Genomic DNA, 20,392 nt, shown 5'->3' on the forward strand with positions numbered 1-20,392 from the left:
TTTTCGATTGAAATAAAACTACATCGAATAATCGATTTTATTCAACGCATCCCAGCTACATACAATGGACCCAGAGTTAAGGCTTTGACAAGTCTTGGAATGACTTTGTCGACAAACACTCTTACTTGGCGGGTAGCTCTTTACATTGCGCCCGCAAATGATTTTTATTGATTCAATAATAAAAACACTCAACCATCGGAGTCTCTTGTGAGCAAATTTATTAAGTGGTTTAAAGATCTTCGTTTAGAAGATGTCGGTCAAGTAGGCGGGAAAAATGCCTCCTTGGGAGAAATGATTTCTAACCTGACAGACCTTGGTATCCAAGTACCAAATGGTTTCGCAACCACTGCTTATGCCTATCAAAGCTTTTTGGTTGAGACGGGCTTAGAAGACAAAATCCACCAGACTTTAGACAGTTTGGATGTAGATGATGTGCATGCTCTTGCCGAGACTGGCGTCAAAATTCGCCAGTGGATTGAAGACGCGTCTTTCTCTGACGAGTTCAACCAAGAAATTGAACACGCTTTTGCGGTTTTGTGTGAAGACAATGCCGAAGGTACTTCCTTTGCCGTTCGTTCTTCAGCCACCGCGGAAGATTTGCCTGATGCGTCCTTTGCGGGTCAACAGGAAACCTACCTTAACGTAGTAGGTTTAGCGGACATTAAAGCGTCCATCAAACGCGTTTTCGCGTCTTTATTTAATGATCGTGCGATTTCATACCGCGTACACCAAGGTTTTGAACATCAAGGCGTTGCTTTATCTGCAGGCATTCAAAAAATGGTTCGCAGTGACATTGGCGCATCTGGAGTCTTATTTACCTTGGATACTGAATCCGGTTTCGATGAAGTGGTTTTCATTACCGCCGCATACGGTTTAGGTGAAATGGTAGTACAAGGTACCGTTAACCCTGATGAATACTATGTTCACAAACCCACCCTCGAATCCAACCGCCCTGCCGTTGTGCGTAAAAGCCTTGGCAGCAAAGCACAAAAAATGGAGTACGCAGAAGCCGGTAGCGACGAGTTTGTTAAGGTTGTTCCTGTTGCTCTCGACGATCAAAACCGCTTTGCTTTGAGCAATGACGAAATAGAAGATTTGGCACGACAAGCCTGCATTATCGAAAAACATTACCAGCGCCCGATGGACATAGAGTGGGCCAAAGATGGCCTCGATGGAAAACTCTACATAGTTCAAGCTCGACCTGAAACGGTGCGCAGCCAAACCAGTGCTCAAAGCATGGAACGATACAGTTTAAAAGAAACCTCTAACGTAATGATTACTGGGCGTGCCATTGGACATAAAATTGGCACAGGTGCGGTAAAGGTACTGTCATCCATTACTGAGATGGATCGTATTCAACCAGGCGATGTGCTCGTCACAGACATTACAGACCCTGATTGGGAACCCATCATGAAGCGCGCCTCTGCGATTGTCACCAATCGGGGTGGTCGAACCTGTCACGCGGCCATTATTGCTCGTGAATTGGGCATTCCAGCTGTGGTGGGTTGTGGTGATGCGACGGAAGTATTGAAAAATGACCAGCAAGTAACCGTTTCTTGTGCGCAAGGCGATATGGGCTTTGTCTATCAGGGAGCGTTGCAGTTCGATGTCATTACCTCTGAAGTAGGCAACATGCCAGATTTGCCCGTCAAAGTCATGATGAACGTTGGCAATCCAAATCGTGCTTTCGATTTCGCGATGCTACCAAATGCCGGCATTGGTTTGGCACGTCTCGAATTCATCATCAACCGTATGATTGGCATTCACCCAAAAGCCTTACTGAATTACGCAGACATGGACGCTCCTTTAAAAGAAGAGATCGATCATCGTATCGCTGGTTACCAAGGTCCAGTCGAGTTTTACGTCGACAAACTGGTAGAAGGCGTAGCAACTCTGGCGTGCTCTTTTTCTCAGAAACCCGTCATTGTTCGTCTTTCTGACTTTAAGTCCAATGAGTATCACAATCTCGTTGGAGGCCCATTGTTCGAACCAGATGAAGAAAATCCAATGCTAGGTTTCCGTGGTGCTGCTCGTTACATTGACGACTCATTCCGTGATTGTTTTGCTATGGAATGTGAAGCCATTCGTCGAGTTCGTAACGACATGGGGCTGACCAATGTACAGATTATGATTCCATTTGTACGTACGTTAGAAGAAGCTCAGCAAGTCACAGAATTGCTTGCGGAACAAGGCTTGGCTCGTGGTGAAAACGGCCTCAAAGTCATCATGATGTGTGAACTACCGTCTAACGCACTCTTAGCTCAGGAATTCCTTGAATACTTTGATGGCTTCTCTATCGGCTCTAATGATTTGACCCAATTAACACTTGGACTGGATCGTGACTCAGGTTTGATTGCCGACAAATTCGACGAACGTAATCCAGCGGTTAAAAAACTCTTGAAGATGGCCATTTCCGCTTGTCGAGAGCAAGGAAAGTACGTGGGTATTTGCGGTCAAGGACCATCGGATCATGCGGATTTCGCTGACTGGTTGGTCGCTCAGGGGATCGAAAGTGTTTCTCTTAACCCGGATACCGTCGTCGAGACTTGGTTGCACTTAAATGAAGTTATTGAAAATGCGTCGTTAAATAGAGACGCAGTGTAATTTATACCTGCCATCTAATTAACAGAGTAGATGGCAGGCACCAACTGCATCTTGGTAGGTTTTCCTATTAAGTCAGAATGCCGTTTAATCGCGGTTAGTGACCTTATTGTTGTCACACTCTCGTTTAAGCCCTGCATTGCAGGGCTTTTTTTATACTCAAAAATGCATCAAACAAAGTCATTTTGAGTGGTCGGAATAGCTCGCTGTTGTGGTTGTGCCGCGTTGAATTTGATCACATCTAGACTGAATAAATCTTTCCCTAATAAGCGCTGTGAAACCGCATGAATATGCTCTGGATCATCTTTCGCTACTCGCGGAACACAATAAACGTATTTTAAATAGGCAAAAAATTTATCACATAACCTTGTACTCATCTGCCAACCTTGTAATACGTTATCTAAACACTCAGTTAATTCATGCTGATTGTTAGCATACTGCACTAAACCATCAATGTTGTAGCAAGCATCCCCCAAAGTAATGACAGGCTTACCAAGCAAAAGAGACTCCATACCTACCGTTGAGTTAATGGTAATAACCGCCTGCGACTTAGACATTAATTCAGGGGTAGCATTTCCATTTGCAAATACAGCGATCGGGTCTTTTGCATACAAAGCGTCATAATGCTTATGCCATGTAGGGTGCTCCTTAAAAACCACCTTTAATTCTGGGTCGCCTAAGGCTTTCACCGCTGATATAACCTGTTCATATAAACTTTCCATGGATTTAATCCATCTTGAATAACAGACGATTTGAGTATCATGCGGCACCTGAAATGGAACAAAAACAAAGCGTTCTGGCAATTCAATCGCTTCAAAACAGTTGCGTTTTTTTATGCTGGCTCTAGGAACAATATCAGGAGCGGTAAAAACATACCGATTTTCTGGGTCAAAGTTTCGATAAAACTCTGGATCTCGACTCAATGAAGAAGCAAAATTAACTCCCTTTGGATCAAGGCTGACGGTGTTTGGTAACAACCCATTCTCAAAATAAAACACCTTAATACCCAAAGCTTTAGCAGCCATGACAACCGTAACATTAGGCAATTTTTTTCCATTCCAAATCACTAAATATTCTGGTTTTTTATGCGTCAATAAAGCCAGATACTTTGCATATTTCAAGCGCTCTATAGTCAGCTGCATTCTTGTGTAAAAATACATTAGTAAAGGGCTCTGCCAAATACGGTTACAAGCTTGCTTTCTTTCTATCTGCTCTTTAATTATAGGCTTTAAATTCATCCGAAATGCCGGCACTAAAAACAATAATGCTTGCCAACTTGGCTTTCCCATTTGGTAAAACTGGCCATCCAAATCAAGGTGCTTCAATAAGGTTTTATAGTATTTCGCATGTAGATTTCGTCGTGATATAAATAAATAGCGCATATGGAGCTGCCCTACCGCTTTAACGGTTAACTTAAAAGACAAGCCATAAACGCTATACTTAAATTAAGACAATCCTATGACACTCTAATGATTGAAAGGTAAAAATTGCTCCACATCCTCTAGGTTCACGGAGGTTACACTACTAAATCGCCACGTTGGTGACTTATCTTTATCTACCAATAAGGCTCTCACACCTTCAGCAAAGTCTCCTTTGTGACACAAAGCGGTGATGAGCTTTAACTCAGACTCGAATACCTGATGCAAACTTGACTGTCGGTGTGCTTCTAACTGACGAAGAATGACATGAGCCGATAACGCGCTACCAGAAAGAAAGCTTTGCTTGGCTTTTTTCAACCAAGCCGTCTCAGGTTGCCACTGTCTAATTTTTTGATCTATTTCCTCAATAGAGCCAACCATTAACGGTGCTATTTCGCTGGTATGTTCTTTCACATGATTATCGACATGATTTAAGGGGCTTAGCTGTTGAGACAAAGGTGAGATAACCTGCTTAAGGCTTACTAACGAACGCGCCTTATCTCGAACATCCCAATGCACCTTATCAAGACTCTCCAATACGGCATTTTTTGACTCTTGTGAGACGAGTACGTTGGCCATCTCTAATGTCATTGCATCCAAGCAACTCAAATGACATCCGGTCAGGGCGATAAAGCGAGCCCAAGTAACGTCTATTTGGTTAAGAAAATAACTTGCTCCAACATCAGGAAATAAGCCAATGGCGATCTCAGGCATAGCCAAGCGACTCGTCTCCGTCACTACTCGAACATCGGCCGCCATAAATAAGCCCATGCCACCGCCCATTACAATTCCTTGCCCCCAACAAATAACAGGTTTGGGGTAAGTATGGAGGCCAAAATCCAATGCATATTCTTTCTTGAAATAGTCTTCTACGATGGCTGGATTTGGTCTCTCTGCAACAACAGATTCATAAACCTCCACCACATTCCCGCCAGCACAAAATGCTCGCTCTCCTTCACCTTCTAACCACACAGCCGCAATGGCTTCGTCATCTTTCCAGACCTGTAATTGCTGGGACATCAATTCAACCATTTGCAAACTCAACGCATTCAAAGAAGCAGGCTTATTAAGTCGAATGATGCCTAATTTATGCGAACCATTCAGTGCTTTTTCAAAAACACGAATGGGGGCTTCTATGCTTTCATTTGTGAGCTGAATTTCCTGCATCCTATGGCCTCATCATTTTTATTATTAAGATAAGAAACAGCTTAACAATTCATCAACGTCGCTTCTATGAATACCTAAAAAACCAATTCCCTATCTCAAATAGCAATGATTCAGTTTACTCCCTGAACCCAACGCTAAGCTTGTAAGACCATCAGTTCATTTTATGACTCAGTGATGATGGTTTAAAACGAACCAAGCTCACACCCGCCAATGCCACAAAGGCTAAAATGATCCAGGAACCTACGATGACGCCGCTCCATCCACTGTATTGCCAGAAAGGGTCTAGATAAAAGCCTCCCAGACTTGCTCCCAAATAATAGAACACAAGATACAAAGAGGACGCACTGGCTTTTGCGTGTTTAGCATGACGACTGACAAAACTACTGGCTGTTGAATGGCATAAGAAAAAGCCAAAACTATTAATCAACAAACCGATCAAAATCATCCATATAGAACCTCCCAGCGTCACCAAAGAGCCGATCATAAAAATACAGGTCCCCAGCACTAAAATATTGGCCTGAGCGTAGCGTTTCGCCAGCTTACCCGAAATAGCAGAACCTAAGGTGCCGGATAAATAGGTCAAAAACAGTAAACCTACAAATTTAGGCGATAAGTGATAAGGCTCAGCTTCCAACACAAAGGTAACGTAACTGTATTGATTGATAAAAATAAAAAAGCTAAAACCGCCAATCAGGTAACAGGTTAACAACCGACGATTATGCAAATGACTTTTGATATTCTGCCAAATAAGGCCCACACGCAGTGGTTTCGATTCAAAATGCTGTGAAGAAGGTAAAAGAAAATAAAAAGCCAATAAACAAACCAGACTGATGACCGCCATCACCGAAAACGTAGCAGAATAACCAAGCCATTCACCCGTAAATCCTCCTATTAGGCGACCACCAATTCCCCCTAAGGTATTACCACTAATGTACAACCCGACCGCTACCATTAAAGCATCCGGTGTGTATTCGTCTCCTAAATACGCCACTGCGATGGCCGGTAATCCGGCCAAGAAGAAGCCTTGTAAGGCTCGTAATGCAAGCAGCTGTTCATATTGCTGAACCTGAGACAAACACGCCGTCGTTAAGGTAATTCCCACCATGGTAAAAACCATGATGCCTTTTCGCCCCAAAGCATCTGAAATCGGCCCATAAAATAATAATGAGATCCCCAAAGTCAGCGTCGTAATGGTAAAACTGGCGCTGGCCTGCAAGGGGCTGATCGAAAAGGTTTTTGCGATCATTGGCAACAAAGGCTGAGTAACATACACATTGGCAAAAACCATAAAAGAGCCAATCACCAACGCCAGCGTACCTCGCCAAAATAAACGGCTCCCCACGTCAATCACACTCACCTCTCCCTAACCTAAATTCAACAGAAAGGTCACTATACGCCCAGACATTTTATCAATAAAATATATCTAATTGATCGAAACCATAAGAGTTACTGATGGAAATAAAACCGCTTCGTTACCTTGTCTGCATTGCAGAAACCGCCAGCTTTACCAAAGCGGCTCAGCAATTGGGAGTCGCTCAACCGGCGGTGAGTATGGCCATTAAAAAACTGGAGCAAGAGTTAGGCTTAACTCTCATTCATCGAGCAGATCGTAATGTCTGTTTGACAGACGAAGGCAACAAGCTCTATCAGCACGCAAAAAGAATTGTTCAAGCGACCGATGAAGCCATCTTAGAAATGTCAGAATTAAAAGGGCTCACTCAAGGAGAAGTCCGAGTTGGCATTCCGAGCATGCTTGGTTCGTATTATTTCCCTCCCATTCTAATGGCGTTTCGTAACCGTTACCCCAGTATTACCCTTAAAGTCATCGAAGGTGGCACTTGGCAATTGCAGAAGATGTTGGAAAAAGGCGAACTGGACCTCAGTGTCATTGTGGCTGAAACCTTACCTGCCAGCCTACAGGCAGAACATTTATTAGAAGAAGAAATGCGAGTCGTCGTCGCTAAAGACCACCCTTTTAGTGAACTTAACAAGGTCACTCCAGCGGCGTTTTTTAACGAAGAACTGGTGATGTTCAAAGAAGGCTTTTTTCACCGCCGCATTGTTGACAAACTCGCTGAGAAAGCTGGGCTCAAACCGAATATCGGATTTGAAACGAATTTGATTCCCCTCATCAAGTCCATCACCAAACAGGGGTTTGGTATTTCGACTATGCTGTCCATGGTAATCGAAGACGATGATCAACTGATTACCCGATCATTTGATCCTCCCATTTGGTTAGATTTAAACATTGCTTGGCGAAAAGATGGCTACTTATCCCAAGCCAATCAGGCGTTTCTGGAATTTGTCTGCCAACAAGGAAAATCTATCTCATGAACTTACAAACTTCCTAGTAAGTTCACACATTAAAATACCGACAAAATGGCCTATAATAAAAGCCAACCATTTTTGTTTGAGAGGTCTACATGATTACCAATGATTTTTGGTTAGAGCGCTGGCAAACAGGTCGTATTGGCTTTCACCAAGAAGGCGTTAACCCCAAATTAATGGATTATTGGCCCATTCTCGCCAAACGAAGCAAGGTACTTGTTCCTCTTTGTGGTAAAACCAACGACATGATCTGGTTAGCGGAACAAGGCTATCAGGTAACAGGAGTGGAATTATCCTCCCTTGCCATTATTGAGTTTATTGGTGATAACGATTTAACCTACGAAACCATTCAACAAGGCAACCTCAAGATACATACGGTCAATGAGCTACCAATTAGACTCATCGAAGGTGACTTTTTTGATTTTAACGAACAAGACTTTGATGCTTGTTATGATCGCGCTGCCATGATCGCGATGCCTAAAAATTTAAGAGGAAAATACGTTCAACACACCCTACAGAGGCTGTCAAAAAAGGCTTTTGTATTACTCATAACGCTGCAGTATCAAGGCGATAAAAATGGCCCGCCATTCTCAGTTGCAGAGGAAGAAATCATTCAACTTTGGGGCACTGGCATTAAAAAACTGGCGTCTGAAAACCTCATGGAAACCAACCCAGACTATCGTGACGGTAGCTATACTTCATTTGAAGAAAGCGTTTGGCACATTGATCAAAATTAACTCAACTTCCTTATCAGCAAAGGCTGTTTACCTGAGTGGTTTTCTGGGATAATGCCGCACCTTATATAAGGCAAAATTATGAAAATCTCATAATGCCCAGCGATTCACCTAGCAAGAGCAAACCATGATCAAACGACATAAAACCGCCCAGCATTTATTTTCATATCCAGCTTATTGGGCTGAATGCTACGGCGTATCTCCTTTCCTCCCCACGACTCGAGAAGAAATGGATGCCTTGGGATGGGACAGCTGTGATGTCATCATTGTCACAGGAGATGCCTATGTTGATCACCCAAGCTTTGGCATGGCGGTGCTGGGTCGCTTATTAGAATCAAAAGGTTACCGAGTTGGCATCATAGACCAACCTAACTGGCGAAATACTGAAGACTTCATGCGCCTTGGTCGCCCTAACCTGTATTTTGGTGTTACTGCGGGCAACATGGATTCCATGATTAACCGCTACACAGCAGATCTTAAAGTACGAAATGATGATGCTTATACACCTTATGGTGAAGGCGGGAAGCGTCCAGACCGTGCGGTCATTGTGTACTCGCAACGCTGCAAAGAAGCCTTCAATGATGTCCCTGTTATGATCGGCGGCATCGAAGCCAGTTTGCGTCGTATTGCGCAATATGATTATTGGAGCAATGAAGTTCGCCGTTCAGTATTGATTGATTCCACAGCCGACATTTTATTGTACGGCAACGCTGAACGCGCCATGCTAGACGTTACCCATGAGTTGGCCATGGGCAAAACCTTAAATCAACTCAAAAACATACGTGGCACAACGATTGTTAGAGATGCGCCTCCAGGTGGCTTTACTGAGATTGATTCAACACGAGTTGATTGGCCTGGTCAGATTGATAAGATCTACAGCCCTTATGAATACATTCCTGAAGGCAAATGCCAAACCGAAGAAGACCAGGATGTGATGCCCATTCGCGTCATTCCGGCACCACTTCGTCGAGGTGAAAAGCTGGATCCCGAAACAACCTATATCCGCCTGCCTTCTTTTGAAAAAGTATCGAAAGATCCGGTTCTGTATGCACATACATCCCGTATTTTGCACTTAGAATCCAACCCGCATAACGCAAGGGCTTTAATTCAAAAGCATGGCAAAAAAGAAATCTGGGTAAACCCACCGCCAATCCCTTTGGAAACAGATGAAATGGACGGTGTATTTGACTTACCTTATGCTCGGGTGCCACATCCAAAATACAAAAAAGCTCGAATTCCGGCTTACGACATGATCAAAACCTCCATTAATATTATGCGAGGCTGTTTTGGTGGCTGTACTTTTTGCTCCATTACGGAGCATGAAGGTCGAGTGATTCAGTCGCGCTCTCATGAATCCATTCTAAATGAAATCGAAGACATCAAAGCCAAAGTACCAGGCTTCACAGGTCATATCTCCGACCTAGGTGGACCAACATCAAACATGTACACCTTAAACTGTAATGATGATGAGGTTCAGGCTTCATGCCGTAAACTGTCTTGTGTTTACCCTACCATTTGTTCAAATTTAAACACAGACCATAGTCCGACGACTCAGTTATACCGTAAGACACGTGCTATCGAAGGTATTCACACCGTCTCGATTGCCTCTGGACTACGTTATGACTTAGCCGTGGAAGACCCTGAATACGTTCGGGAATTGGTGACACATCATGTGGGTGGACTGCTAAAAATTGCTCCTGAACACTCAGAGGCCGGCACCCTGTCAAAAATGATGAAGCCAGGCATGGGAACCTATGACCGTTTCAAACGTATGTTTGATAAATACTCCAAAGAAGCTGGCAAGAAACAGCACCTGATTCCCTATTTCATTGCCGCTCACCCAGGCAGCTCAGATGAAGACATGATGAATCTAGCGGTTTGGCTCAAAACGAACGACTTTAAACCAGATCAGGTACAAACCTTTTACCCGTCACCAATGTCACTAGCGACGGCCATGTACCACTCTGGTAAGAACCCGTTAAAACAAGTGACCTATAAAAGTGAAGACGTTTATACCCCGAAAGATTATGAACAACGACGCGTTCAAAAAGGCTTTCTCCGTTACCACGACTCAAGTAACTGGCAAGGACTTCGTGACACTCTAATTAAAATGGGTCGCGCCGACTTAATTGGTCATGGCGACAACAAACTTGTACCGCCAGCCGAGCAAGACAAACGTGTTCCACGAAGACCCAAAAACGCCAAACCAGGGCAAAAAACGGGCGCATCCCATACGTCCAACCGACCAACAATCAGTAAAAATGCCGCCGCTGAAAAAGCCCGTAACAAGGCGAACAAAAACAAGCCTGGTGCGAGACCAAAAACAGGCAATCAGCCGAATAAAAAACGCGCTTCCAGTAGAACAAAATAAAAAAATCCCCTAGGGCTCAATTAGAGCCCTAGGGGATTTTAAGTTCTTAATACTCACTTCTTAATGGGCTAACGCTTTTCTTCGTTGACGACGGCAAGCTAACGCCAGCTCCATAGCAGAGATAAAAATCAAGGTATAACCAAGGGTCTCAATACCTTCCTCCACGATATTTTTTACCACCCGCATATACGCATCGCCCATAACGGCTTCCCAAAATGAGCCTCGCCCCATCAAGCGAGAAAACCCTAAGATGGTCACAAATCCAGCTAAAAACGTACCAAAACTAGCGTGTTTGGCGTATTCCTTCATAGAAGGGTAAATGGCTTTAAATTGCCCCCATAGGAACACAACAACACACCCAAGAATGAATAAAACAACCGTTTGCCAAGCCCCATCAAAAACATAGTGATCAAGCAGAGAATCGGATTCTCGAACAAACATCATCGCCATCAGCGCGGCTAACAAAGTGGTCGCAATCTTCATCGGCTCGGAGTGACGAGACACATATAAAAACAACACAAAACTTAAGAAAGACATCACATCTTGCAAATGCTCTGTGACTGAATGCTCACTGTATTCAGCAGCCGATAGCATTTCATAACCTTCCAAAGAAATGAGCTGAGCAACCACCGACACTAAAAGTAGATAAAGAAAACCACGTAAAAATAACATCATGTACCCCACAATAGATGCTGAGATACTAATGAAAAAAAAGTGAAAATTCGACGTAGCACACTTAAATGACACTGTTATTTCTAGATTCATCCTTTAATGATTTCATTTATACAAAAAAGGGAATAAAGCAGTAAATAGTGAACCGCTATATATAAAAAAATCCCCTGCGATGCGAACAAAGCAGAGGACTTTTAAAACCACATTGAGCCTATTTTTTCTTAGGCGCAAATGGATTATCAGACGATTTGAATTCAAAAATAATAGGAGTACCTGTTATTTTTAAAACCGAGCGAAACTTATTTTCCAAATAACGCTTATAACTGCCAGGCAAGGAATTCACCTGATTCCCATGCACAACGATACGCGGAGGGTTCGATCCCCCTTGGTGTGCATAACGTAGTTTTATACGACGACTGTTCACCATAGGTGGCTGATGTTCAGATACCGCATCTTCTAATATGCGTGTCAGACGATTGGTAGACCATTTCGCGTAGCAAGACTCATAAGTCGTTTCTATGGTGTCATACAAGTCACCCACAGCCGTACCATGTAAAGCCGAAATGTAATGCACTTTTGCGTATGGCACAAAGCCTAATCGACGCTCAACTTCACTTTTAATGTGTTCGCGCTCATCTTTTTGCAGGCCATCCCACTTATTAATGGCAATGACAACACCACGACCCGCGTCTAAAACATAGCCGATCATATGAAGGTCTTGCTCAACCAAATCTTCATGTGAATCAATAACCACAATAACCACATTGGCATCTTGGATAGCTTGAAGTGTCTTCACAATGGAGAATTTTTCCACTGCTTCCTTCACGTGCTTACGTCGACGAATACCCGCGGTATCAATCAGGGTATATTCTTTGTCATGACGTAAATAAGGAATATAAACACTGTCACGTGTTGTGCCCGGCATGTCATAAACGACTACACGGTCTTCACCCAACATACGGTTCACCAAAGTGGATTTACCGACATTTGGACGGCCAACCACACCTATACGAATACCACGAGAGTCCAAGTCAATTTGATTTCGTGCTTCTTCAACTTGCTCAGCAAACGGCAACATCACATGATCAATTAACACATGAACCCCTTTACCATGGGCTGCTGCAATAGGTTGTAACTCACCGAATCCTAACGAATAAAAATCCGCTAAGGCGATGTCTTCATTGATGCCATCCGTCTTATTTACGACCAAGGTAACAGGCTTATTAGAACGGCGAAGGTGATTCGCGATCATTTCATCAGCAGGATTCAAACCATGACGGCCATCCACTAGAAATAACACAGAGTCCGCTTCTTCGATTGCTAATAAAGACTGGCGTGCCATTTTTTCATCAATGCCCTGCTCATCACCACTGATACCACCAGTATCAATCACAATAAACTCATGACCACCGACTTTGCCATCACCGTATTTACGGTCACGGGTTAAGCCTGGATAATCTGCCACCAACGCATCACGTGAACGTGTCAGCTGATTAAATAAAGTGGATTTGCCAACATTGGGTCTACCTACCAATGCAATTACTGGTATCATTTTTTTACCTTTATAAATAGAAAGTGGCCGCCATCCCAATTTAGCGATGGCAGCCCCTTACAAAATCACAATTGTTCGAACTTAACCTCAATACGTAAGAGAAGTCACATCCGAGTCTGGTGTTAATATGAACAGCTGCTTTTTATGAGCCAGCATGCGACTTCCTGATGCCACATTTTTTTCATTGGCCAACTCTCGAGCCATTACAGCACCCGTTCCCAAATCGATTAAATGCACATAACCTGCGCGATCCATTAATGCCACATAATCACCAAAAAACTCCGGTGAAATTAGGTCTCTATCCAATAAATCTGAATTCGTCCAAACTTCAGAGCCATTCTTAGCGTTTAATGCAATCACATTACTTTTCATATCAACAGCAACCAATAAATCGCCATTCACCGCCACACCAACGGAACTAGCAATATTACGTTGCCAAAGTGGTCGACCTGTTTCTAATGCCAACGCCACAAGGGTGCCATTATAAGCGACGGCATAAACCACATTATCTCTCACTACTAAGCGGCCATCCACGTCACTTAAGCGTTCAATTTCATAACGTCCTTCTGGCTTACCAGCAGCATACGACCAAAGCTCTTCACCCGATTGAAGAGAAAACGCTTTTACTTGACCATCAGCAAAGCCCGCGACGACTTTACCATTTGCAATGACAGGTGAGCTCGTACCGCGCACCGTCAAAGCAGGCAAGTCTTGTTTGGCGCGCCACAATGTATTACCCGAATCGGCCTCTAGCACACTCAACCAGCCGTCTGCCGTTTGAATAGCGATCTTACCTGCAGCATACGCCGCTTCCGATAACACTTCCGAACTCAAACTCTTTTCCCAAAGAACCGACTTATTCGTTAACGACACCGCCACTAGCTGCGCATCATAAGTGCCAAAATAAATTGAGTCACCTTGTAATGTCACACCTGAACTAGGAGCATAGCCTGTCTCAATTTCCTTTATTTCATCGCCATCCGCTTGGTTCAAGGTATAAATTGTTCCCTGATCCGTAACAAAATAAAGCTTATCATTCTCAGCAACTAGACTGAAACGCTCACTGGTTTCACCAAAGTTACCATCCACACTAGTTCGCCAATCTTTATGAAGATCGACTTCATTTGAAAGACTCGGCAAATCGGGTAAATTAGGGCGAGCATTGGAACACCCTTGAATAATAACGGCAGATAATAACAGCAGAAAAAGAGACTTTTTCATTATTAACCTTTTACTAAGTCCTGAAGTTTAATATCAAGCAGAGGATGATTGACACCTGCTCCAAGTGCTTCACTGGCTTTTTCATAAGCAGTACGAGCGTCATCACGCATTCCTTGCTGCAAATAAATATCACCAATCACTTCTTGTTGCTGCGCAAGGTACTCAGGCTCGGTCACTAATTGAGCACGACTCATGGCCGCGTCAAAATCGCCTTTTTGCAATAACAAGCGAGCAATTCTCAAATTCGCAATGGCCACAAAAGATGCGTCTTCTGTTTCTTTTATCGCCAACTCTAATGCACTAACCGCGTCATCATAATTACCTTGCTCCGCATCTACACGCGCTAAAAACAATTGGCCAAACATGGCATAACCGGTATCACTGTAATCTTCAGACAACTGTTTGGCGATAAAACTCACTGTCTTCTGATTATTTTCATCGTCCAAATTAGCGGCCGCTTCCACTAGGTTTTGGTATAAAGCAGAAGCTTCGCTTAAATGCGCTTCTTGGCTATTCTTCCAAGCTTGAAAGCCGAAATAACCACCTACCGCAACCGCGACTACGACAACCAAGGCGGTACCATTCTTCTTCCACCAAGCCTTAAACGCTTCGATTTGTTCTTCTTCCGTCTTTAATTCAGACACTTCTTACTTCCTCATACAAAGCCTGCAAAAGCAGGATAAGACTTAATTTAAAAAAGGTTATAGCGACGCTATATAACGTGGCAATTCGTCAATTGAGCAAGACACCTGCTCACCCGTTCGCATCTGCTTCACCTGACAGATACCTTGATCAACTTCATCTTGCCCGATAATCACCGTCATTGCTGCGCCAGAACGATCGGCTTTCTTCATTTGGTTTTTAAAGTTACCGCCGCCACAATGACGCAATACAACCTTATCAGGATTTGCTTCACGGATTTGTTCAGCCAACACAGTAGACGCCAACTCAGCTTCTTCACCTAAGCTGATCATGAAAACGTCTGTTTGGTATTTCGCTACTTCTGGAACCAAATCAAGCGTTTCCAGTAACAAAATTAAGCGTTCAACACCCATTGCAAAACCGACTGCAGGCGTGGCTTTACCACCCAACTGTTCGACCAAACCATCGTATCGCCCACCTGCACAGATCGTTGCTTGGGCCCCCAAATGTGTCGTTACCCACTCAAAGACCGTTTTCCCATAATAATCTAAGCCTCGAACTAAACTATTATTAATCACAAAGGGAACGTTATTGGCTGTTAAAATCGCCTGTAAACGATCAAAGTGGGCACGTGATTCTTCACCGATAAAGTCGTCCAAGCTTGGAGCATTTTTCAGTATTTCTTGCGTCTTTGCATCCTTTGAATCCAATATGCGCAAAGGATTCGTCGTCAAACGACGTTGACTGTCCTCATCCAACTGATCTTTATATTCAGTCAGATATTCCACTAAGTTAGCTTTAAACGCTTCGCGTTCAGATGCCAGACCAATAGTATTAAGTTGCAGTTCAACATGCTCGATTAGGCCTAGCTGTTTCCACAGCTTTGCAGATAACGCGATCAATTCTGCATCGATGTCCGCACTGGCCATTCCAAAAGACTCAACGCCAATTTGATGAAACTGACGATAACGCCCTTTTTGTGGACGTTCATAACGGAACATAGGGCCGGTATACCAAAGACGCTGCACCTGATTAAACAATAATCCCGCTTGATCCGCTGCACGTACACAACTGGCCGTGCCTTCAGGGCGCAAAGTGAGTGACTCACCGTTACGGTCGTCAAAGGTGTACATTTCTTTTTCAACAATATCGGTTGTTTCACCAACACCACGTTTAAATAATTCCGTGTTTTCAACAATAGGGAAACGAATTTGTTGATAGCCGTAGGATTTAACCACATCGGCAACTGTTTTCTCTAAGTAGAGCCAGACGGATGATTGATCAGGTAAAATGTCGTTCATTCCTCTGATCGCTTGAATTTTACGAGCCACTATGGATCCTTAATTTTTCACAATGATATTAGCCATTTCCTGTTCTTTTAGAACGGCTTTCTCACGAATCTTCTTCTCTAAATCATCCACAAGGGAAACATTTTTGGTTTTACTGTCAGGTTTACCATCTTGGTAAATCAAATTATTTGGCGTACCACCCGTCAAACCTATGTCAGCTTCTTTTGCTTCACCTGGACCATTAACAATACAGCCGATCACAGCAACATCCATTGGAATGGTGACATCTTCTAAACGCTCTTCCAATTCATTCATGGTTTTAATCACATCAAAATTCTGACGTGAACAGCTTGGACAAGCAATAAAGTTAATACCGCGGCTACGCAATTTTAAGCTGCGCAGCATATCCCAACCAACTTTAATCTCTTGAACTGGGTCTGCCGCCAACGACACACGCAGGGTATCGCCAATACCATCCATCAATAACAAACCTAAGCCAATGGACGATTTCACTGTACCTGAGCGTAAGCCACCCGCCTCTGTAATCCCTAAATGCAATGGATTATCAATTTGGGACGCTATTTTACGGTAAGCCTCTACCGTCATGAAAATATCAGATGCTTTTAAACTCAATTTGTATTCGTGAAAATCCAATTCATCAAAATATTGAATTTGACGAAAGGCTGATTCAACCAACGCATCAGGCGTCGGTTCACCGTATTTTTTCTGCAAGTCTTTTTCAAGAGAGCCTGCATTAACCCCAATTCGGATCGGAATATTTTTATCACGTGCGCAATCAACAACCGCTCGTACTCGGTCTTTGTTACCAATGTTTCCCGGGTTAATACGCAAACAATCCACCCCATATTCAGCGACTTTCAAAGCGATTTTATAATCAAAATGAATGTCAGCGACCAATGGAATAGACACTTCTTCACGAATTCGCTTAAAGGCTTCAGCGGCATCCATAGAAGGAATAGATACTCGAACAATATCGGCACCAGCATCCGCAATCGCTCTTATTTGAGCAACGGTGGCATCAACATCACAGGTTTCCGTATTGGTCATACTCTGAACACTGATTGGCGCACCACCGCCAACCGGCACATCACCCACCATAATTTGGCGTGATTGACGGCGTTTAATAGGTGATTCAAAATGCATAAATGTCTCTACTTGAGCTCAAAACGAGCCAAATCTTTACGAACATAAGATGAAAAATCAAACTCTTGGCCTTTGTACTTCAAAGAGGAAACCCCTCTTGAGTAACCAAACACAATTCGATATGGAGCCTCTCCCGATAGATTCAACTCACTACCGGCCGCTTTCACACCAGAGAATAGAATTTTGCCCGTACTATCACGAATCTCGGTCCAGCAGTCTTCACTAAAGGTAATCTGCACATCATCCAGATAAAAAGGTTGTGCTGGTGTATCTTCAACCTCTTTGACTGGCTCTTGGCTCGCCTTCACCACATCTTCTGGGCTAACACCGGCTTCTTCTAATAAAGCGACGGTTTCAGGAGACAAGCCTGTTACGACTTGATCATCAGATAAACTTTGAGACTCTTGCGCAGGCGTTGGAGCATCATCAACAATCGTGGACTCTTGTACGTCAGTCTCTTCTGCAGGTTCAGCTGATTCTGTTGCAACCACTTCCGGTTCTGGCTCAGGTGACGCTGATTGAATCACATCAGGACTTTCTACCTGAGCAGCAGCCGCATCGCTTGTCGCCGCATCATCTGAACTTTGTGACGGCCACCAAAATACAAAAAATACCAATACCGCGACAATAACCACAGACACAAAAATAACAATGGGGTCACCTAGATGAGATTGTTTGTGAACAACCGTATCAACCGGTTCGATACTCGGCTTAGAGACTTGTTGCTGTTCATCAAACGCACTTAATACGTCTTTTGCATCCAGTTCCAAAAGACGACTGTAACTTTTGAGGAAACCTCGTGTGAAGGTAATCGAGCGGAAGAAACTGAAATTGTTCTCTTCCATTGCTTTAACTTGATCTTGAGTAAGCTTTAATTCAGCCGCGACCTGTTTCTCATCAAACCCTAACGCCAAACGTTTTTCTCTTAAGGCTTGGCCGATATTCATAGTGAATGCTTGCTGAGCCTGTTCTTCCTCGACAGGCGCGTCTTCTACTGGTTCTTCTTGAAGTGCCGCTTCAACACTGGAATCTAAATCTGCTGTTGTCGTAACGTTTTCAGTAGCGGTGATTTGTGGCTCTTCTTCTGGAGTTTTGTCTGTTTGGCCAATGTCTGTTTCGAGAGCGTCTACTGGCTTTTCTTGTTCAAAAGGAGTGTCAATTTGTTTATCAGTTGTCATGTCAATACCTTGAGCCATTGAGGCATGTAAAATCACTCGCATACGAGTACTTTGCCGCGTCATCCACGTGTCGATGTATATACTTGGATAAACATTTGAACTCGTCAAAATGTGCCCATCCTAGAGCAACATTTTCAAAAGTTTGGATATTATTAAAAATTATGCGAGCTTTGTCATTATTACCCTGTATTAAAACAAGATTGAGCTCAGTCAGCAAACCTATAACAGGCAATTCTGCTATTTCTTTTGCTTGATCTAAGTGCTTTTCAGCCAATTTTACATCTTCCTGACGTAAAGCACATCGAGAAAGATTTATTTGCACAGATTGGCGCTTTGGAAAAGAAAAATCATTTGCCTGCTGAAAAAGAGAGCATGCTTTTCCCCACTCTTTTTTCGTTCCCAATATCACACCATAATTATTAAGCAAAAAGCCGTCATTAGGGTAATATGACAAGCCCATTTTTGACACTTTTAACGCCCTTTCTATGTTTTCAACACTCAACCAATACAAGCTTAATAAACGCCAATATTCACGCCCATGGGCATCAGTTGAAATATTCTCTAACTGCTCTTTCGCAAGGGACCACTGACCTAACAGTAAATGGGCTTGTGCTAAAGACAAACGTTTTGAATCCGTTAAAGGCACCACTGGAAAAGAAGGGGTATGATGGGAGCAAGCACTTAGCCATAACAGACTAACCACCCAAAGCAATTTAACTTTTAACATACAGACATCCTTGTCTTATTCTCATCTCACTAGCAAAGGCAGATCCTTTTTGCCCGCTATTTTAATCGTCTATCTTATTACTGACTCACTTCTCTAAGCTCAATGTATTTCTGGCTGCGGCGCGTCTTGTCATGAAAATCACCCACCAATTGACCACAGGCCGCATCAATATCATCACCACGAGTGGTTCGTACTGTCACCGTATAACCCGCATCCGCTAAAATCTTCTGGAAACGGCGTGTACGATTATTTGATGGCTTCTCGTAACCAGAATGCGGGAATGGATTAAATGGAATTAGATTGATCTTACACTCCAAATCCTTGAGCAATTCCGCCAATTCATGAGCCTGCTCTTCATTGTCATTCACACCCGACATCAAGGTATATTCAATCGTGATATGGCGTTTATCTGGCAAGTTGGCCAAATAGTGCTGACAAGCTTCCAATAACTCAGCAATGGGGTATTTACGGTTGATTGGCACCAATTCATCTCGCAATGGATTATTTGGCGCATGCAATGAAATCGCCAACGACACATCAGTGCGCTTAATCAACTCGTAGATTTTAGGTACCACACCCGAAGTACTCAACGTCACTCGACGCTTTGACAAACCATAAGCATTGTCGTGCATCATTAGAATCATCGCATCAACCACAGGCTCGAAGTTCATCAAGGGCTCACCCATCCCCATCATTACCACATTAGTTACGCGGCGAGGACCATTCGGATCCATCGGGCCAAAGGATTTGATCGCGATCCAAACCTGCCCAATAATTTCCGCAGGCGTTAAGTTACGATTAAACCCTTGTTTACCAGTAGAACAAAAGCTGCAATCTAATGAACAACCAACCTGCGATGAAACACATAAAGTGGCTCGATCGCCATCCGGAATCAAAACCGTTTCGACACAATCATTCTTGCCACCTTCGGTGCGAATAATCCACTTACGGGTACCATCTTTAGAGATGTTCTGAGATACCACCTCTGGCGCACGAATTTCACAAATTGTCTCCAACTTTGCTCGTAACGCCTTACTGACATCCGTCATTTCATCGAAGCTTTCCGCCCCTTTTTGATGAATCCATTTCATCACTTGAGTGGCACGAAATTTTTTCTCACCGATGGACTCAAAGAATTCAATCAGTTTGGTTGGTGATAAACCCAGCAGGTTTACTTTTTTGGTGTCAGTCATAATTCCAGATCGCTTGCTATTTATAGCATTAAGTGTAAACGAAAAAAGCCTCTGAAAAGATTTTTCTTTTCAGAAGCCTCTGTAAAAAAGCGGGCCAAGGCCCGCCTTTCCAAATGCATTGAGCGAATCGCTCAG

General features: G+C 43.4%; 16 protein-coding genes. 4 read left to right on the forward strand and 12 right to left on the reverse strand.

All coding sequences use genetic code 11. The features are described 5' to 3' along the window. The first annotated feature begins 207 nt into the window (after nucleotides 1-207). Complete coding sequence (ppsA, locus tag ACHUFM_RS11640; RefSeq protein WP_394182416.1) at nucleotides 208-2,604, forward strand: phosphoenolpyruvate synthase; 2,397 nt, start codon at nucleotides 208-210, stop codon at nucleotides 2,602-2,604. A 167-nt stretch (nucleotides 2,605-2,771) separates the two neighbouring features. Here ppsA and ACHUFM_RS11645 read toward each other — a convergent pair whose 3' ends face one another. From ACHUFM_RS11645 to ACHUFM_RS11655, 3 genes are all read right to left on the reverse strand, one after another. Beyond that, nucleotides 2,772-3,983 carry a capsular polysaccharide export protein, LipB/KpsS family gene (locus ACHUFM_RS11645; RefSeq protein ID WP_394182417.1) on the reverse strand — a complete coding sequence of 404 codons (1,212 nt, stop codon included), beginning with the start codon at nucleotides 3,981-3,983 and terminating at the stop codon, nucleotides 2,772-2,774. Nucleotides 3,984-4,067: 84 nt separating this feature from the next. Next, nucleotides 4,068-5,186, reverse strand: coding sequence for an enoyl-CoA hydratase/isomerase family protein (locus ACHUFM_RS11650; RefSeq protein WP_394182418.1), 1,119 nt, complete (start codon nucleotides 5,184-5,186; stop codon nucleotides 4,068-4,070). A 151-nt stretch (nucleotides 5,187-5,337) separates the two neighbouring features. After that, entirely contained in the window at nucleotides 5,338-6,537 is a 1,200-nt protein-coding gene (locus ACHUFM_RS11655; RefSeq protein WP_394182494.1) for an MFS transporter, read from the reverse strand. Between the two features lie 101 nt (nucleotides 6,538-6,638). Between ACHUFM_RS11655 and ACHUFM_RS11660 the strand changes: the two genes are divergently transcribed. From ACHUFM_RS11660 to ACHUFM_RS11670, 3 genes are all read left to right on the forward strand, one after another. Then, entirely contained in the window at nucleotides 6,639-7,520 is an 882-nt protein-coding gene (locus ACHUFM_RS11660) for a LysR family transcriptional regulator (protein WP_394182419.1), read from the forward strand. An 89-nt stretch (nucleotides 7,521-7,609) separates the two neighbouring features. Further along, nucleotides 7,610-8,251 carry a thiopurine S-methyltransferase gene (gene tmpT / locus ACHUFM_RS11665; protein WP_394182420.1) on the forward strand — a complete coding sequence of 214 codons (642 nt, stop codon included), beginning with the start codon at nucleotides 7,610-7,612 and terminating at the stop codon, nucleotides 8,249-8,251. Between the two features lie 124 nt (nucleotides 8,252-8,375). After that, the gene (locus ACHUFM_RS11670; RefSeq protein ID WP_394182421.1) at nucleotides 8,376-10,619 is read left to right on the forward strand and encodes a YgiQ family radical SAM protein; all 2,244 of its coding nucleotides are present in this window, start codon (nucleotides 8,376-8,378) and stop codon (nucleotides 10,617-10,619) included. A 60-nt stretch (nucleotides 10,620-10,679) separates the two neighbouring features. Here the strand turns inward: ACHUFM_RS11670 and ACHUFM_RS11675 are convergent, their stop codons facing one another. The 9 genes from ACHUFM_RS11675 to rlmN form a co-directional block, all read right to left on the reverse strand. Next, a complete protein-coding gene (locus ACHUFM_RS11675; RefSeq protein ID WP_394182422.1) occupies nucleotides 10,680-11,294 on the reverse strand; it encodes a hypothetical protein in 615 nt (204 codons plus the stop codon). Nucleotides 11,295-11,502: 208 nt separating this feature from the next. After that, nucleotides 11,503-12,843, reverse strand: coding sequence for a ribosome biogenesis GTPase Der (der, locus tag ACHUFM_RS11680; RefSeq protein WP_394182423.1), 1,341 nt, complete (start codon nucleotides 12,841-12,843; stop codon nucleotides 11,503-11,505). An 87-nt stretch (nucleotides 12,844-12,930) separates the two neighbouring features. Then, nucleotides 12,931-14,064, reverse strand: a complete 1,134-nt coding sequence (gene bamB / locus ACHUFM_RS11685) for an outer membrane protein assembly factor BamB (protein ID WP_394182424.1) — start codon at nucleotides 14,062-14,064, stop codon at nucleotides 12,931-12,933. Between the two features lie 2 nt (nucleotides 14,065-14,066). Further along, a complete protein-coding gene (locus tag ACHUFM_RS11690) occupies nucleotides 14,067-14,708 on the reverse strand; it encodes a YfgM family protein (RefSeq protein ID WP_113874079.1) in 642 nt (213 codons plus the stop codon). A gap of 57 nt (nucleotides 14,709-14,765) precedes the next feature. Further along, complete coding sequence (hisS, locus tag ACHUFM_RS11695) at nucleotides 14,766-16,037, reverse strand: histidine--tRNA ligase (protein WP_394182425.1); 1,272 nt, start codon at nucleotides 16,035-16,037, stop codon at nucleotides 14,766-14,768. A gap of 9 nt (nucleotides 16,038-16,046) precedes the next feature. Next, nucleotides 16,047-17,159: a flavodoxin-dependent (E)-4-hydroxy-3-methylbut-2-enyl-diphosphate synthase gene (gene ispG / locus ACHUFM_RS11700; protein WP_394182426.1), complete on the reverse strand. Its 1,113-nt coding sequence runs from the start codon at nucleotides 17,157-17,159 to the stop codon at nucleotides 16,047-16,049. An 8-nt stretch (nucleotides 17,160-17,167) separates the two neighbouring features. Continuing rightward, nucleotides 17,168-18,337: a RodZ domain-containing protein gene (locus tag ACHUFM_RS11705; RefSeq protein ID WP_394182427.1), complete on the reverse strand. Its 1,170-nt coding sequence runs from the start codon at nucleotides 18,335-18,337 to the stop codon at nucleotides 17,168-17,170. A 1-nt stretch (nucleotide 18,338) separates the two neighbouring features. After that, complete coding sequence (locus ACHUFM_RS11710; protein ID WP_394182428.1) at nucleotides 18,339-18,959, reverse strand: hypothetical protein; 621 nt, start codon at nucleotides 18,957-18,959, stop codon at nucleotides 18,339-18,341. A gap of 182 nt (nucleotides 18,960-19,141) precedes the next feature. Then, the gene (rlmN, locus tag ACHUFM_RS11715) at nucleotides 19,142-20,257 is read right to left on the reverse strand and encodes a dual-specificity RNA methyltransferase RlmN (protein WP_113874084.1); all 1,116 of its coding nucleotides are present in this window, start codon (nucleotides 20,255-20,257) and stop codon (nucleotides 19,142-19,144) included. Nucleotides 20,258-20,392 lie beyond the last annotated feature (135 nt).

Origin of the sequence: Marinomonas posidonica (assembly GCF_043643765.1) — a bacterium.
Lineage (GTDB): Bacteria > Pseudomonadota > Gammaproteobacteria > Pseudomonadales > Marinomonadaceae > Marinomonas > Marinomonas posidonica_A.